The sequence below is a fragment of the Pseudomonas sp. BP8 genome (assembly GCF_017875955.1).
Taxonomy (GTDB): domain Bacteria; phylum Pseudomonadota; class Gammaproteobacteria; order Pseudomonadales; family Pseudomonadaceae; genus Aquipseudomonas.
Map to the genome: position 1 here is coordinate 34943 of NZ_JAGINK010000001.1, position 15513 is coordinate 50455.

A 15513-nucleotide genomic window follows, 5' to 3' on the forward strand; every position below is an offset into this window, starting at 1 on the left:
TTCTGTAGGAGCGGGCTTGTCCCGCGAAGAGGCCGGCACAGTCACCCGATCAACTTAGGGCTACACCCCCCTCCGCTTGCGAATCAGGGCATAGGCCTGGTGCAGCTCGCGAGTCTTATCGGTCGCCTCCCGCACCCGCGCCTCGCTCGCGCCACTGCCCACCAGCTTGTCCGGATGGTGCCGACTAAGCAGGCGTCGATAAGCCTGCTTGAGCTTGTCCGGCTCGGTATCAGCCTCGACGCCAAGCACCCGCAAGGCCGCAGCGTAAGTCATGGCGCTGCCTTCCACCGTAGCCTTGCGCGGCTCGTACTCCAGCGACAGTGCCTGCGCCTGCCGCCGACTCAGGCCAAGCGCCTGCCCCCAGTCCAGGACCAAGTCCCGTTCATGGCGCCCGGCCTTGCCATCGGCCCAGACCATCCGCCAGCACGCGCGCAGCGTGCCTTCTGCCGCATGCGGCTGGTCCTTGATGCGCCGCAGGTAAGGGCCAAGCCGTTGCTTGCCGGTCTTGCCACGGTTGAACGCTGCGATCGCACGCAAGCGGGCAGGCTCGGCCATGCCCAGCCGCGCCATCTCATGCCGCGCCTGCTGAATGTGCCCCTCGCCGACCCGGCCATCGCTCTTGGCCAGCCGCCCCAGCAAGACAAACAGCAGCTCTTCGTCACGCAGCGCCGGGCGCCCACCCAAGCGCTCGCGCAGGTCTTCCCAGCCACGCAGGCGCAGGCGCCGGTCCATCGCCTGGCCGAGCAAGGCGCCGAGCAAGGCACCCGGGATACTGGCAACCGCAAAGCCTGCTCCGGCACCGATCACTGTACTCGGCCACCACACGTCAGGTGCGCTCGCCAATCAAGCGTTCAACCTCGGCAAGGCGTTCCAGGGTACCAACGTCAACCCAGTGCCCCCGATGGTGCTCACCCGTGACCTTGCCAGCAGCCATAGCCTTGCGCAGCAACGGCGCCAGTTTGAAGGCGCCCGCCTGACAACCCTCGAACAACGCCGGGTCGAGCACCGAGATGCCGCTGAACGTCAGCGTGCCCGGAGCCTCGTCACCGTCGACAACCTGCTCGCCCTGCAGACGGAAGTCGCCGCGGCCGTGGTGTCCCGGGTTGTCGACCAGAACCAGATGCGCCAAACCATCGCTCGGCGCGTGCAGACGGCTGAAGTCGTAATCGGTCCAGATATCGCCGTTGATCAGCAAGAATGGCGCATCACCGAGCAACGGCAACGCCTTGAAGATGCCACCGCCCGTCTCCAGCGGCTCGCCTTCGGCCGAGTAGCGGATGCTCAGGCCGAACCGACTGCCATCGCCCAGGTGATCCTCGATCTGCTGGCCCAACCAGGCGTGGTTGATCACCACGTCGCTGACCCCGGCAGCCGCCAGGGCGCGCAGGTGATACTCGATCAGTGGCTGGCCAGCCACCGGCACCAACGGTTTGGGGGTATGCAGGGTCAACGGGCGCATGCGCTCGCCCTTGCCGGCAGCGAGGATCATCGCCTTCATGGACGCGCCTCGCCGGTCAGTTCATTGATCAGCTGGCCCAGCTCAGCCAGCTCCGGACGCCGCGTGATCACTTCATCGATGTAGGCGAAGAAGCGCGGCACGTCGCCGAGATAGCGTGGCTTGCCGTCACGGTGGCAGATCCGCGCAAAGATGCCGATCACCTTGAGGTGACGCTGCACGCCCATCAGGTCGCTGGCCCGCTGAAACGCCTCGAAATCGGCATGTACCGGGATTCCGGCAACCCGCGCCTTCTCCCAGTAATCGCCCAACCAGCCCTCGACACGCGCCTGCGGCCAGCTGAGGAAGGCATCCTTGAACAGGCAGGTAATGTCATAGGTCACCGGCCCGTAGACCGCATCCTGGAAGTCCAGCACACCCGGGTTGGGCGCACTGTGCATCAGGTTGCGCGGCATGTAGTCGCGGTGCACCAGCACTTTCGGCTGGGCCAGGGCGCTGTCGATCAGCAACTGGCTGACCCGCTGCCAGCGAGCCTGCTGCGCTTCATCCAGGGCCAGGCCCAGCTCGTGACCGACGTACCACTCGGGGAACAGCTCGAGCTCGCGGCGCAACAGGGCATCGTCGTAGCTGGGCAGCGCTGCATCCATCGGCAGGCGCTGGAACGCCAGCAGGGCATCGATGGCGTCGGCAAACAGGCCATCGGCGTTATCGCCATCAATGATATCCAGGTATGTCTGGTGGCCCAGGTCACCCAGCAGCAGAAAACCGCGCTGCAGGTCTTCGGCATGAATGGTCGGGACATGTACGCCCGCACTGGCGAGCAGATGATCGATCGCCACGAACGGCGCGCAGTTCTCTTGCGGGGGCGGCGCATCCATGACCACGAAGCTACGGTTGGCGCCCTGCCAGCGGAAATAACGACGGAAGCTCGCATCGCTGCTGGCGGCGGTCAGGCTGCCTTCAGGCACCTCACCCCAGCCGTTTATCTGGAACAGGGCGAGCAGTTGCGGTTTGAGCCAGTCTTTGAGTAGTTCAAGGCGTAGATCATGATCAGGCATTACAAGGGTCTCCGACGGCCCTAGCCGTCAAGCGGGTCATGCTTTATTATCCAGCATCTTTTTCAGACCATCGAGAGGCGTGCGGCCCCACACGCGGGCAGATGGCACGCAGGAAGCCCGGACTAATAAGATGGCATTGAAATCCCCCGCGTTTCGTAGAAAGTTTCCGTTGCTGGTGACAGGCAGTTTGCTGGTACTGCAACCTCTGGCCACCTCGTACGTGGTGGCAGCCGAGCAGTTTGACTGCCAAGTGTCCGCTTCCGGTGGTTGGGACTGCAAGCCCAAGACCTCTGTCAGCACGCTGCCACCGCGCCCCGTGCACGATGGCGCAGCGCTCAGTTCGGGCACCGAAGCCGAGGCTGGCAGTGCCAGCGTCGACGGCGAGCCCAAGCCGATGCTGGTCACCGAGAGCAAAGGCCGCGGCCTGAAAACCCGCAGCGAAGACTACAGCCACCTGGACTGGGTCCCGCGCGAGAAGCTCACGGCCGCCCAGTTGGCCGAGACCGGTCCGTATTGCGCGGGTGCCTATGTCGAGCCTACCCGGCCGGGCATGAACGACACCACGCCCAAGGACGAGTCGCCGACCTACCTCAATGCCAAGGTGTCCAAGTACCAGCAGGAGCAGCAGATCGCTACCCTCGCGGGCGACGTGGTCATGCGCCAGGGCAGCATGCAGGTCGAAGCCGACGAGGCCAACCTCTATCAGGCCGAGAACCGTGGCGAGCTCAAGGGCAACGTCAAGATTCGCGACAACGGCTCGCTGGTCGTCGGTGACCAGGCACAGATCCAGCTGGATACCGGCGAGGCTCAGGTCGACAACGCCGAATACGTGATGCACAAATCGCGTATCCGCGGTAACGCCCTGTACGCCAAGCGTGGCGAAAACGCCATCATTCGCCTCAAGGATGGTACCTATACCACCTGCGAACCTGGCAGCAATGCCTGGCAGCTGAAAGGCAACAACATCACCTTGAACCCGGCCACCGGTTTCGGTACCGCGACCAACGTCACCCTGCGGGTCAAGGATATTCCGGTGTTCTACACACCGTATATCTACTTCCCGATCGATGACCGTCGCCAGTCCGGCTTCCTGCCGCCGTCGTTCAGCTCCAGCAGCGACACCGGCTTCATGCTGGTCACGCCGTACTACTTCAACCTGGCGCCGAACTATGACGCCACGTTGTACCCGCGCTACATGACCAAGCGCGGCCTGCTGATGGAAGGCGAGTTCCGCTACCTGACCAAGTCCAGCGAAGGGCAGTTCGGCGGTGCATTCCTCAACGACGAAAGCAACGATCGCGAGAAGCAGACCGATTACCAGAAAGATCGCTACATGATCAACTGGCAGCACAAGGGCGGCCTCGACGAGCGTCTGATGACCGAGGTGGATTACACCAAGATCAGCGATCCGTTCTACTTCCAGGATCTGGAATCGGATCAGGTCGGCATCGAGACCTCCGACTTCGTCAACCAGCAAGGCGCCTTGACCTACCGTGGCGACAGCTACGCCGCGCGGTTGAACGTACAGGCCTACGAGCTGGCGACCATCTCCCAGATCACGCCGTATGACCGGCTGCCGCAGGTTACCTTCAACGGTACCCTGCCGTTCCGCCCGGGCGGTTTGAACTTCAGCTATGACACTGAAGCAGTGCGCTTCGAGCGTGACCTGAAGGACGACTTTGTCCGGGATAAAGATGGCAACCCTGACTTCTCCGCAGGCGCCGAAGGCCGCCGCCTGGATGAAAACGTCTCCGGTATTGCCCGCGCCAACGGCACCCGACTGAATTTCGCGCCTGCAATCAGCCTGCCGATGACTGCCAGCTACGGTTATGTCACGCCTAAGTTGAAGTACGTCTATACACACTATGACCTGGACCTCGACAGCCAGGGTAAAACCCAGGCAGAGGCTCAGTCGGCCAACCCTGGGTTCGGCAGCTACAGCAGTTCGATCAACCGCGACGTACCGGTCTTCAGTGTCGACAGTGGCCTGTACTTCGACCGCAACACCTCGCTGTTCGGCACAAACTACCGCCAGACACTCGAACCGCGGCTGTTCTACCTTTATGTACCGAACAAGGAACAGCAGGACATCCCGATTTTCGATTCGGGTGAAACCCTGTTCAGCTACGACTCGCTGTTCCGCGACAACCGCTTCGCCGGTAGCGATCGCATCGGTGACGAGAACAAGCTGTCGCTCGGCGTGACCACCCGCTGGATCGAAGACAACGGTTTCGAACGTCAAAGCTTCAGCATCGGCCAGGCCTTGTACTTCCAGGATCGCAAGGTCCAACTGCCAGGCATCGACTACCGTACGCGCAAGGACAGCCAGGCCGACGTATCGCCGTACGCACTGGTCTACGCCTACAACTTCAACCGCGACTGGCGCTTCAATTCGGACTTCAACTGGGATCCGGACAGCCGCAGCACCCGCTCCGGCAGTGCCATGTTCCACTACCAGCCTGAAGACAATCCGAACAAGATCGTCAACTTCGGTTATCGCTACCGCAACGACATGATCACCTACGATTCGCTGACCGGTACCTGGAAAGTGGGCGGCGGCGACTATGGCACGCCGGGCGATCCGAACTTCATCAAGGACTACTACAAGATCCAGCAGCACGACTTCTCGGTCATCTGGCCGATCGTGCCGCAGTGGAGCGTGATCGCGCGTTGGCAGCATGACTACAACCGCAACCGCACCCTGGAAGCCATGGGTGGTTTCGAATATGACAACTGCTGCTGGAAACTGCGCCTGATCAACCGCTACTGGGTCGACAACGACGACTTCAGCCAGGCGATTCCAGCGAACGAAAAAGGCGACCACGGCATCTTCCTGCAGATCGTGCTGAAAGGCCTCGGTGGCGTCGTGGGCAACAAGGTCGAGTCTTTCCTCGACCAAGGCATTCAAGGTTATCGTACACGTGAAGACCAAGCTTATTGATCGCCTGCGCCCGCTGATGCTGGGCGCTGTATTACTGAGTGGCGCGGTGCATGCCGCGGTGCAACCTCTGGACAGCGTAGTGGCCATCGTCGACAACGACGTGGTCATGAAGAGCCAATTGGACCAGCGCGTTCGTGAAGTGGAGCAGACCATCGCCAAGCGCGGTGGTGGCACCCCGCCTCCCGGCGCACTGGACCAGCAGGTCCTGGAACGCCTGATCGTCGAAAACCTGCAGTTGCAGATTGGCGAACGTTCGGGCATCCGCATCACTGACGAAGAGCTGAACCAGGCCATCGGCACCATTGCCCAGCGCAACGGCATGTCGCTGGATCAGTTCCGCGCCGCCCTGTCCCACGACGGCCTGTCGTTCGATGACGCCCGCGATCAGGTCAAGCGCGAGATGATCATCAGCCGCGTGCGTCAGCGTCGGGTTGCCGAGCGTATCCAGGTTTCCGAGCAGGAAGTGAAGAACTTCCTCGCGTCCGACCTGGGCAAGATGCAGCTGTCGGAAGAGTTCCGCCTGGCCAACATCCTCATCCCGACCCCGGAAAGCGCCAATTCGGACGCCATCCAGGCCGCTGCGCGCCAAGCTGGCGAGGTGTACCAGCAGCTCAAGCAGGGTGCAGACTTCGGCCAGCTGGCAATTGCCCGCTCGGCCAGCGAGAACGCTCTGGAAGGCGGCGAAATGGGCTGGCGCAAGGCAGGTCAGCTGCCACCCGACTTCGCCAAGATGCTGAGCAGCCTGTCCGAGGGTGAAATCACTCAACCGATTCGTATCCCCAACGGCTTCATCATCCTCAAGCTCGAAGAAAAGCGCGGCGGCAGCGAAAGCGTCCTGCGTGATGAAGTGCATGTTCGTCACATCCTGATCAAGCCCAGCGAGATTCGCAGCGACGCCGCCACCGAGCAGCTCGCCGAGAAGCTCTATGAGCGCATCAAGGACGGCGAAGACTTCGCTACCCTGGCGAAAAGCTTCTCGGAAGATCCGGGTTCGGCGCTCAATGGCGGCGACCTCAACTGGATCGACCCGAACAGCCTGGTGCCTGAGTTCCGTGAACAGATGGCCACCGCCCAGCAAGGCCAAGTGACCAAGCCATTCCGTACCCAGTACGGCTGGCATGTGCTCGAAGTACTCGGCCGCCGCGCCACCGACAGCACCGAACAGGCCCGTGAACAACAGGCACTGAGCGTGTTGCGCAACCGCAAGTACGACGAAGAGCTGCAGACCTGGCTGCGCCAGATCCGCGACGAAGCCTACGTTGAGATCAAGCTGCCTGGCGCCGACCAGGCCGCTCAGTGAAGCCCCTGCGCTTCGCCGTCACGCCCGGCGAGCCAGCAGGCATAGGTCCCGACCTGTGCCTGCTGCTCGCCATCGAGGCCCAGCCTCACCCCCTGATCGCCATCACCAGCCGTGACCTGCTCGCTGAGCGGGCCACGCAGCTGGGGCTGGCGATCAGCCTGTTGACGGTGACACCCGACAACTGGCCCGACCAGGCAGCGCCTGCCGGCAGCCTGTACGTCTGGGACACACCGCTGGCCACACCGGTGGTGCCCGGCAAGCTCGACAAGGCCAATGCGGCATTCGTCCTCGAAACCCTGACGCGCGCCGGCAACGGCTGCCTCGACGGCAGTTTTGCCGGGATGATCACCGCGCCGGTGCACAAGGGTGTGATCAACGAAAGCGGTATCGCCTTCTCCGGGCATACCGAGTTCCTTGCCGACCTGACCCACACTCCGCAGGTGGTCATGATGCTGGCGACCCATGGCCTGCGCGTGGCCCTGGTCACCACTCACCTGCCCCTGCGCGAGATCGCCGACGCCATCACTGACGAGCGTCTGCAACGGGTCACCCGCATCCTGCACGCCGACCTGCGTGACAAGTTCGGCATTGCCAACCCGCGCATCCTGGTCTGCGGCCTCAATCCGCACGCCGGCGAAGGCGGCCACCTCGGCCGCGAAGAAATCGACATCATCGAGCCCGCATTGCAACGCCTGCGCTCCGAAGGAATGGACCTGCGCGGCCCATTGCCGGCCGATACCCTGTTTACCCCCAAATATCTGGAGCACTGCGACGCGGTGCTGGCGATGTATCACGACCAGGGCCTGCCGGTACTCAAGTACAAAGGCTTTGGCGCTGCGGTCAATGTGACCCTGGGTCTGCCGATCATCCGCACGTCGGTCGATCACGGCACTGCCCTGGACCTGGCCGGCAGCGGCAAGGTCGACACCGGCAGCCTGCGCGTCGCGCTGCAAACCGCCTACCAGATGGCCGAGAACCGACCATGAACGAGCAATACCAACACAAGGCGCGCAAGCGCTTTGGCCAGAACTTCCTGCACGACGCCGGGGTCATCGACCGCATCCTGCGTGCCATCCACGCCAAGCCTGGCGAGCACCTGCTGGAAATCGGCCCGGGCCAGGGCGCCCTCACCGAAGGCCTGCTGGGCAGCGGCGCGCAGCTCGACGTGGTCGAGCTGGACAAGGACCTGGTGCCGATCCTCCAGCACAAGTTCGCCAACCGCGACAATTTCCGCCTGCACCAGGGCGATGCGCTGAAGTTCGACTTCAACCAGCTGGGCGCCCCGGCGCGCAGCCTGAAAGTGGTTGGCAACCTGCCCTACAACATCTCCACCCCGCTGATCTTCCATCTGCTGAGCCATGCCGGGCTGATTCGCGACATGCACTTCATGCTGCAGAAGGAAGTGGTCGAGCGCATGGCCGCAGGCCCTGGCGGTGGTGACTGGGGCCGCCTGTCGATCATGGTCCAGTACCATTGCCGGGTCGAGCACCTGTTCAATGTCGGCCCCGGCGCATTCAACCCGCCACCCAAGGTCGATTCGGCCATTGTCCGGCTGGTGCCGCACGAAGTGCTGCCGTTCCCGGCCAAGGACCACCTGCTGCTCGAACGCGTCGTTCGCGAAGCCTTCAACCAGCGCCGCAAGACCCTGCGCAACACCCTCAAGGGCCTGCTCGACAGCCAGGCCATCGAAGCCGCCGGCGTTGACGGCAGCCTGCGTCCGGAGCAGCTCGACCTGGCCGCCTTCGTGCGCCTGGCCGACAAGCTCGCCGAGCAGCCTGCCCAGTAAGCTGCCCCGTACCGACCTCATCGCGCCTGCGCGGCAGCGGGCTTGCCCCGCGATGAGGCCGGCACCGCCAACACCCCTTCCCTGCACACAACTGGCCTCAAGCCCCGCCGATAGCCTAGACTGCATCCATTGCCGTATTCGCACGTCTGCTCAAGGCCTTTGCATGTCCGATTCCCGATACCAGATCGACGTCAGCGTCGTGACCCGCTACCTCAAAGAACAATCCGATCCCGACAACGAGCGTTTCGCGTTCGCCTACACCATTACCGTACAGAACAGCGGCACGGTCGCCGCCAAGCTGATGTCCCGGCATTGGCTGATCACCAATGGCGACGGTGAAGTCGAAGAAGTGCGTGGCTCCGGCGTGGTCGGCCAGCAGCCGTTGATCGAGCCTGGCCAGAGCCATACCTACAGCAGCGGCGCGGTGATCAGCACCCGGGTCGGTGCCATGCAGGGCAGTTATCAGATGTTTGCCGAGGACGGTAAGCGCTTCGACGCCACCATTGCGCCGTTCCGCCTCGCCGTGCCTGGGGCCCTGCACTGATGGCGGTGTACGCCGTTGGCGACCTGCAGGGCTGCCTCGAACCGCTCAAATGCCTCCTCGAACGGGTCCGCTTCAACCCTGCCGTCGACCGCCTGTGGCTGGTCGGTGACTTGGTCAACCGTGGCCCGCAGTCGTTGGAAACCTTGCGCTTCCTGTATGGCATGCGCGACTCGCTGGTCTGCGTGCTGGGCAATCACGACCTGCACCTGCTGGCCGCCTGGCACAACGTCGAGCGCCTGAAAAAAAGCGACACCCTGCGCGAGATCATCGAAGCCCCCGACGCCGACCAACTGCTCGACTGGCTGCGTCAGCAGAAGCTGCTGCATTACGACGAGCCCCGCGGCGTCGCCCTCGTCCATGCAGGCATCCCGCCCCAGTGGACGCTGGGCCAAGCCCTGGAGCTGGCCGCCGAGGTTGAACACGTGCTGCGCGACGATGCACGGTTCAAGCTCTATCTGGACGGCATGTACGGTAATGAGCCGAACAAGTGGAGCAAGAACCTGACCGGTGTCGAGCGCTTGCGGGTCATCACCAACTACTTTACCCGCATGCGTTTCTGTACCGCCGAGGGTAAGCTCGACCTCAAGAGCAAGGAAGGCCTGGACTCGGCGCCTAAAGGCTACAAGCCCTGGTTCGCCCACAAAGAGCGCCGCTCGCGCCACGTCAAGATCATCTTCGGTCATTGGGCCGCGCTCGAAGGACGCGTGCACGCGCCGGGCGTGATTGCCCTGGATACCGGCTGCGTATGGGGCGGCGCGATGACTTTGTACAATGTCGACAGCGGCGAACTGCACCGCTGCGACTGTGCCGACAGCGGCACTGTCCGCCCGCCGGCGCATGCCCCAAGCGGCACTGCCAGCTAACATGAACGATCAGTCCTGAAGGAACCCGCCCCATGAGCGAATTCAAGCGCATCCCTCCCGAACAGGCCCAGGCCCTGCGCGAGCAAGGTGCCGTCGTGGTCGACATTCGCGACCCGCAAGCCTATGCCGCCGGCCATATCAGCGGCGCGCAGCACCTGGATAACCACTCGGTCGCCGACTTCATCCGCAACGCCGACCTCGATCAGCCCACTGTCGTCGTCTGCTATCACGGCAACTCCAGCCAAAGCGCCGCTGCCTACCTGGTTGGCCAGGGCTTTTCCGAGGTCTACAGCCTCGACGGCGGCTTCGAACTGTGGCGCGGCACCTATCCGGCCGAGACCGCTCAAGGCTCCGCCGAATAAATTTTCACTCCCCTGCAGCCCGCGCCCCGAGCGGGCTGGCGCCAGACCTGACGAACGGTCGTAGGCAACTTCTCGGCCTCGCGCCCTTGACCTTGCGCAGAACCAACTATTCTTAAGCCCAGGCCATCCAAAAAGGGGAGAGCCGGTACACCGGCGTGCGGGTCATCGGTAGCGCTTCAAGGGTGTTCTGGGGGGTATACAGCAACCGGCGAACCCGGTTGCATGCCAGCATCAGCTGATTGATCCGGCGTCGGCTCCAGGTATCGAGCGAGGTGACGTCATGAGTATTTTTAGCCACTTCCAACAACGTTTCGAGTCAACCCGCCAGGAAGAACTTTCGCTGCAGGAGTACCTCGAGCTGTGCAAGCAGGATCGCAGCGCATACGCTTCGGCGGCCGAACGGCTGTTACTGGCCATCGGCGAGCCGGAGGTGATCGACACCTCAACCAACTCCAGGCTGTCGCGAATCTTCTCCAACAAGGTGATCCGTCGCTATCCGGCCTTTGCCGACTTCCATGGCATGGAAGAGTGCATCGACCAGATCGTCTCCTACTTCCGCCATGCCGCCCAAGGCCTGGAAGAGAAGAAACAGATCCTCTATTTGCTGGGCCCGGTGGGTGGCGGTAAATCGTCCCTGGCCGAGAAACTCAAGCAACTGATGGAAAAGGTGCCCTTCTACGCGATCAAAGGCTCACCGGTCTTCGAATCGCCGCTTGGGCTGTTCAACGCCACCGAAGATGGCGCGATCCTCGAAGAAGATTTCGGCATCCCGCGCCGCTACCTCAACACCATCATGTCGCCCTGGGCGACCAAGCGACTGGCCGAGTTCGGGGGCGACATCAGCCAGTTCAAGGTGGTCAAACTCTACCCGTCGATCCTCAACCAGATCGCCGTCGCCAAGACCGAACCCGGCGATGAGAACAACCAGGATATCTCCGCCCTGGTGGGCAAGGTGGATATCCGCAAGCTCGAAGAATTCCCGCAGAACGACGCCGACGCCTACAGCTATTCCGGCGCGCTGTGCCGGGCCAACCAGGGCCTGATGGAATTCGTCGAGATGTTCAAGGCACCGATCAAGGTGCTCCACCCGCTGCTGACCGCCACTCAGGAAGGCAACTACAACAGTACCGAAGGCCTGGGCGCGATCCCCTACTCCGGGATCCTGCTGGCGCACTCCAACGAATCGGAGTGGCACACCTTCCGCAACAACAAGAACAACGAAGCCTTCATCGACCGGATCTATATCGTCAAGGTGCCCTACTGCCTGCGGGTCAGCGACGAGATCAAGATCTACGACAAACTGCTGTTCAACAGTTCGCTGGCCAAAGCCCATTGCGCGCCTGACACCTTGAAGATGCTCGCCCAGTTCACCGTGCTCTCGCGCCTGAAGGAGCCGGAAAACTCCAACATCTATTCGAAGATGCGCGTCTACGACGGCGAAAACCTCAAGGACACCGATCCCAAGGCAAAATCGATCCAGGAGTACCGCGACTCGGCCGGGGTCGACGAAGGCATGAACGGTCTGTCGACCCGCTTCGCCTTCAAGATCCTCTCCAAGGTGTTCAACTTCGACGCCCACGAAGTGGCCGCCAACCCGGTACACCTGCTGTATGTGCTGGAACAGCAGATCGAACAGGAGCAGTTTCCGGCCGAGGTGCGTGAGCGTTACCTGCGCTTCCTCAAGGAATACCTGGCACCGCGCTACATCGAGTTCATCGGCAAGGAAATCCAGACCGCCTACCTCGAGTCCTACAGCGAATACGGCCAGAACATCTTCGACCGTTACGTGCTGTACGCCGATTTCTGGATTCAGGACCAGGAGTACCGCGATCCGGAGACCGGCGAGATCCTCAACCGTATCGCCCTCAACGAAGAACTGGAAAAGATCGAGAAGCCAGCCGGTATCAGCAATCCGAAGGATTTCCGCAACGAGATCGTCAACTTCGTGTTGCGCGCCCGGGCCAACAACAATGGCAAGAACCCAACCTGGCTGAGCTACGAGAAGCTGCGGGTGGTGATCGAGAAGAAAATGTTCTCCAACACCGAAGACCTGCTGCCGGTCATCAGCTTCAATGCCAAGGCCAGCAAGGAAGACCAACAGAAGCACAACGACTTCGTCACCCGGATGGTGGAACGTGGCTACACCGACAAGCAGGTGCGCCTGCTCTCGGAATGGTACCTGCGGGTCAGAAAATCGCAGTAAGCGGCGAGCCACTAGCCTCACGCTGCAAGCTGGGCGTCGTGTACCTCCGGTACGCGTCCGGCTTGCAGTGGCGGCGACCGCTCCGTATTGCAGCTTGAAGCTGCTGCGCAGCTACCGGAGGGCCCATGAGCTACGTAATCGACCGACGCCTGAACGGCAAGAACAAGAGCACGGTCAACCGCCAGCGCTTTTTGCGCCGGTACCGTGACCACATCAAGAAAGCCGTCGAAGAGGCGGTCAGCCGCCGCTCCATCATGGACATGGAGCACGGCGAGCAGATCAGTATCCCCGGTCGTGATATCGACGAACCGGTGCTGCACCACGGGCGTGGCGGCAAACAGACCGTCGTCCATCCCGGCAACAAGGAATTCACTGCTGGCGAACACATCCCGCGGCCTCAGGGCGGTGGAGGCGGCGGCGGCCGTGGCAAGGCCGGTAACTCCGGCGATGGCATGGATGACTTCGTCTTCCAGATCACCCAGGAAGAATTCCTCGAATTCATGTTCGAGGACCTCGAGCTGCCCAACCTGGTCAAGCGCCAACTGAGCGGCACCGACACCTTCAAGACCGTCCGCGCCGGTATCAGCAACGAAGGCAACCCGGCACGCATCAACATCATCCGCACCCTGCGCTCGGCGCATGCCCGGCGTATTGCCCTGACCGGCAGCAGCCGTGCCCTGCTGCGCGACGCCAAGGCCGAGCTGGCTCGACTGAAAGTGGAAGAGCCGGACAACTTCACCGACATTCAGGCCATAGAGGCAGAAATCGAGCGCCTCAGTGCGCGGATCAATCGCCTGCCCTTCCTCGACACCTTCGACCTTAAATACAACCTGCTGGTGAAGCAGCCCAATCCCAGTTCCAAGGCCGTCATGTTCTGCCTGATGGACGTGTCCGGCTCGATGACCCAGGCCACCAAGGACATTGCCAAACGCTTCTTCATCCTGCTGTACCTGTTCCTCAAGCGAAACTATGACCGGATCGACGTGGTGTTCATCCGCCACCACACCAGTGCCCGCGAGGTCGACGAAGAAGAGTTCTTCTATTCCCGGGAAACCGGCGGCACCATCGTTTCCAGCGCGCTCAAGCTGATGCAGGAGATCATGGCCGAACGCTACCCGACCAACGACTGGAACATCTATGCCGCCCAAGCCTCGGACGGTGATAACTGGAACGACGATTCGCCGATCTGCCGCGAGATCCTCTCCAAGCAGATCATGCCGCACGTGCAGTACTACACTTACGTCGAAATCACACCGCGCGAGCACCAGGCGCTGTGGTACGAATACGAGCGTATCGGCGAGTCATTCCCTGACACCTTCGCCCAGCAGCAGTTGGTCTCGGCCGGCGATATCTATCCGGTCTTCCGTGAACTCTTCCAGCGCAGGTTAGCCACATGACCGCAAGAGCACAGAGACGCCAACCCATTTCCATCGGGTCCGAGTGGACGTTCGACCTGATCCAGACCTACGACCGTGAAATCAGCCGGCTGGCCGAACGTTACGCGCTGGACACCTACCCCAACCAGATCGAGGTGATTACCGCCGAACAGATGATGGACGCCTATGCGTCGGTCGGCATGCCGCTGGGCTATCACCACTGGTCCTACGGCAAACAGTTCCTCAGCACCGAGAAGTCCTACACCCGCGGCCAGATGGGCCTGGCGTACGAGATCGTGATCAACTCCGATCCGTGCATCGCCTACCTGATGGAAGAAAACACCATGTGCATGCAGGCACTGGTGATCGCCCATGCCTGCTACGGCCACAATAGTTTTTTCAAGGGCAATTACCTGTTCCGCACCTGGACCGACGCCAGCTCGATCATCGATTACCTGGTGTTCGCCAAGCAGTACATCGCCCAATGCGAAGAGCGTCATGGCATCGATGCGGTTGAAGACCTGATCGACTCCTGCCATGCGCTGATGAACTACGGCGTAGACCGCTACAAGCGCCCCTACCCGATCTCTGCCGAAGAAGAACGCCGGCGCCAGAAGGAACGCGAAGAGCACCTGCAGCGGCAAATCAACGACCTCTGGCGGACGATTCCCAAGGGCGCAGAAAAAGGCAACGAGCGCGACGATGCACGCTTCCCCGCCGAACCGCAGGAAAACATCCTTTATTTCATCGAAAAACATGCTCCCCTGCTGGAACCGTGGCAGCGCGAAGTGGTGCGCATCGTGCGCAAGATCGCCCAGTATTTCTATCCACAGCGTCAGACCCAGGTAATGAACGAAGGCTGGGCCACTTTCTGGCACTACACGCTGATGAATGACCTGTATGACGAGGGGTTGGTGACCGAAGGCTTCATGATGGAGTTCTTGCAGTCGCACACCAGCGTGGTGTTCCAGCCAGGCTTCGACAGCCCGTATTACAGCGGCATCAACCCGTATGCCCTGGGCTTTGCGATGTATACCGACATTCGGCGCATCTGCGAACACCCCACCGACGAAGATCGCCGCTGGTTCCCCGACATTGCCGGCAGTGATTGGCTGTCTACCATCAAGTTCGCCATGAGCAGCTTCAAGGACGAAAGTTTCATCCTGCAATACCTGTCGCCCAAGGTGATCCGTGATCTGAAGCTGTTCAGCATCCTCGATGACGACCAGCGCGATGACTTGCTGGTGCCGGCCATCCATGACGAAGACGGCTATCGAGTCATTCGTGAACAACTCGCCTCGCAATACAACCTGGGCAACCGCGAGCCCAACGTGCAGATCTGGAGCATTGATCGTCGCGGTGATCGCTCGCTGACGCTGCGCCATCAGCAGCACAACCGCAAGCCACTGGGCGACTCCACCGAAGAAGTGCTCAAACACCTGCACCGCCTGTGGGGCTTCGATATCCACCTGGAAACCGTACAAGGTGACCAGGTCATGAAAACCCACCACATGCCGCCCCGCGGTGAGCATGGCGAAAGCGGCGACTACGGACGCATGGACCTGGCCGTGGTGCATCACCTCTAGCCCGAGCACCTGCGTTGCTGTCGACAGGGTATCCTGTT

Annotated in this window: 13 protein-coding genes; 10 read left to right on the forward strand and 3 right to left on the reverse strand. The window is 61.8% G+C overall.

All coding sequences use genetic code 11. The annotated features are described in order from the left end of the window. Positions 1–60: 60 nt before the first annotated feature. The 3 genes from J3B00_RS00165 to J3B00_RS00175 are packed head-to-tail and all read right to left on the reverse strand — an operon-like array spanning position 61 to position 2514. Complete coding sequence (locus tag J3B00_RS00165) at positions 61–825, reverse strand: TerB family tellurite resistance protein (RefSeq protein WP_209874470.1); 765 nt, start codon at positions 823–825, stop codon at positions 61–63. Between the two features lies 1 nt (position 826). After that, positions 827–1498 (reverse strand): N-acetylmuramate alpha-1-phosphate uridylyltransferase MurU, encoded by a 672-nt coding sequence (gene murU, locus J3B00_RS00170; protein ID WP_209861778.1) that lies wholly within the window; start codon positions 1496–1498, stop codon positions 827–829. Continuing rightward, positions 1495–2514 (reverse strand): phosphotransferase, encoded by a 1020-nt coding sequence (locus J3B00_RS00175; protein WP_209861781.1) that lies wholly within the window; start codon positions 2512–2514, stop codon positions 1495–1497. Before J3B00_RS00175 ends, murU begins: the two co-directional genes overlap by 4 nt. Before the next feature lie 130 nt (positions 2515–2644). On the opposite strand from J3B00_RS00175, the gene J3B00_RS00180 reads away from it, so the two are divergent. The 10 genes from J3B00_RS00180 (at position 2645) to J3B00_RS00225 (ending at position 15475) form a co-directional block, all read left to right on the forward strand. Next, positions 2645–5455, forward strand: a complete 2811-nt coding sequence (locus J3B00_RS00180; protein ID WP_209861784.1) for an LPS-assembly protein LptD — start codon at positions 2645–2647, stop codon at positions 5453–5455. After that, a complete protein-coding gene (gene surA, locus J3B00_RS00185; RefSeq protein ID WP_209861787.1) occupies positions 5436–6755 on the forward strand; it encodes a peptidylprolyl isomerase SurA in 1320 nt (439 codons plus the stop codon). Before J3B00_RS00180 ends, surA begins: the two co-directional genes overlap by 20 nt. Beyond that, positions 6752–7741, forward strand: coding sequence for a 4-hydroxythreonine-4-phosphate dehydrogenase PdxA (gene pdxA, locus J3B00_RS00190; protein ID WP_209861790.1), 990 nt, complete (start codon positions 6752–6754; stop codon positions 7739–7741). The genes surA and pdxA overlap by 4 nt, the downstream gene beginning before the upstream one ends. After that, a complete protein-coding gene (rsmA, locus tag J3B00_RS00195) occupies positions 7738–8541 on the forward strand; it encodes a 16S rRNA (adenine(1518)-N(6)/adenine(1519)-N(6))-dimethyltransferase RsmA (RefSeq protein ID WP_209861793.1) in 804 nt (267 codons plus the stop codon). Before pdxA ends, rsmA begins: the two co-directional genes overlap by 4 nt. A gap of 163 nt (positions 8542–8704) precedes the next feature. Next, on the forward strand, positions 8705–9085 hold the full coding sequence (apaG, locus tag J3B00_RS00200; RefSeq protein WP_209861796.1) for a Co2+/Mg2+ efflux protein ApaG: 381 nt from the start codon (positions 8705–8707) through the stop codon (positions 9083–9085). Beyond that, a complete protein-coding gene (locus J3B00_RS00205) occupies positions 9085–9948 on the forward strand; it encodes a symmetrical bis(5'-nucleosyl)-tetraphosphatase (RefSeq protein ID WP_209861799.1) in 864 nt (287 codons plus the stop codon). Before apaG ends, J3B00_RS00205 begins: the two co-directional genes overlap by 1 nt. Before the next feature lie 32 nt (positions 9949–9980). Further along, on the forward strand, positions 9981–10310 hold the full coding sequence (gene glpE, locus J3B00_RS00210) for a thiosulfate sulfurtransferase GlpE (protein ID WP_209861801.1): 330 nt from the start codon (positions 9981–9983) through the stop codon (positions 10308–10310). Positions 10311–10590: 280 nt separating this feature from the next. Further along, positions 10591–12513: a PrkA family serine protein kinase gene (locus tag J3B00_RS00215; RefSeq protein WP_209861804.1), complete on the forward strand. Its 1923-nt coding sequence runs from the start codon at positions 10591–10593 to the stop codon at positions 12511–12513. Positions 12514–12638: 125 nt separating this feature from the next. Further along, positions 12639–13910 (forward strand): YeaH/YhbH family protein, encoded by a 1272-nt coding sequence (locus J3B00_RS00220; RefSeq protein WP_209861807.1) that lies wholly within the window; start codon positions 12639–12641, stop codon positions 13908–13910. Next, positions 13907–15475, forward strand: coding sequence for a SpoVR family protein (locus tag J3B00_RS00225; protein ID WP_209861812.1), 1569 nt, complete (start codon positions 13907–13909; stop codon positions 15473–15475). The genes J3B00_RS00220 and J3B00_RS00225 overlap by 4 nt, the downstream gene beginning before the upstream one ends. Positions 15476–15513 lie beyond the last annotated feature (38 nt).

Bases quoted from the DNA above. Each gene is read 5' to 3' on its own strand.
- J3B00_RS00215 (WP_209861804.1), top strand. From the start codon at position 10,591: ATGAGTATTTTTAGCCACTTCCAACAACGTTTCGAGTCAACCCGCCAG.
- rsmA (WP_209861793.1), top strand. From the start codon at position 7,738: ATGAACGAGCAATACCAACACAAGGCGCGCAAGCGCTTTGGCCAGAAC.
- J3B00_RS00175 (WP_209861781.1), bottom strand. From the start codon at position 2,514: ATGCCTGATCATGATCTACGCCTTGAACTACTCAAAGACTGGCTCAAA.
- glpE (WP_209861801.1), top strand. From the start codon at position 9,981: ATGAGCGAATTCAAGCGCATCCCTCCCGAACAGGCCCAGGCCCTGCGC.
- murU (WP_209861778.1), bottom strand. From the start codon at position 1,498: ATGAAGGCGATGATCCTCGCTGCCGGCAAGGGCGAGCGCATGCGCCCG.
- J3B00_RS00225 (WP_209861812.1), top strand. From the start codon at position 13,907: ATGACCGCAAGAGCACAGAGACGCCAACCCATTTCCATCGGGTCCGAG.
- J3B00_RS00220 (WP_209861807.1), top strand. From the start codon at position 12,639: ATGAGCTACGTAATCGACCGACGCCTGAACGGCAAGAACAAGAGCACG.
- apaG (WP_209861796.1), top strand. From the start codon at position 8,705: ATGTCCGATTCCCGATACCAGATCGACGTCAGCGTCGTGACCCGCTAC.
- J3B00_RS00205 (WP_209861799.1), top strand. From the start codon at position 9,085: ATGGCGGTGTACGCCGTTGGCGACCTGCAGGGCTGCCTCGAACCGCTC.
- J3B00_RS00180 (WP_209861784.1), top strand. From the start codon at position 2,645: ATGGCATTGAAATCCCCCGCGTTTCGTAGAAAGTTTCCGTTGCTGGTG.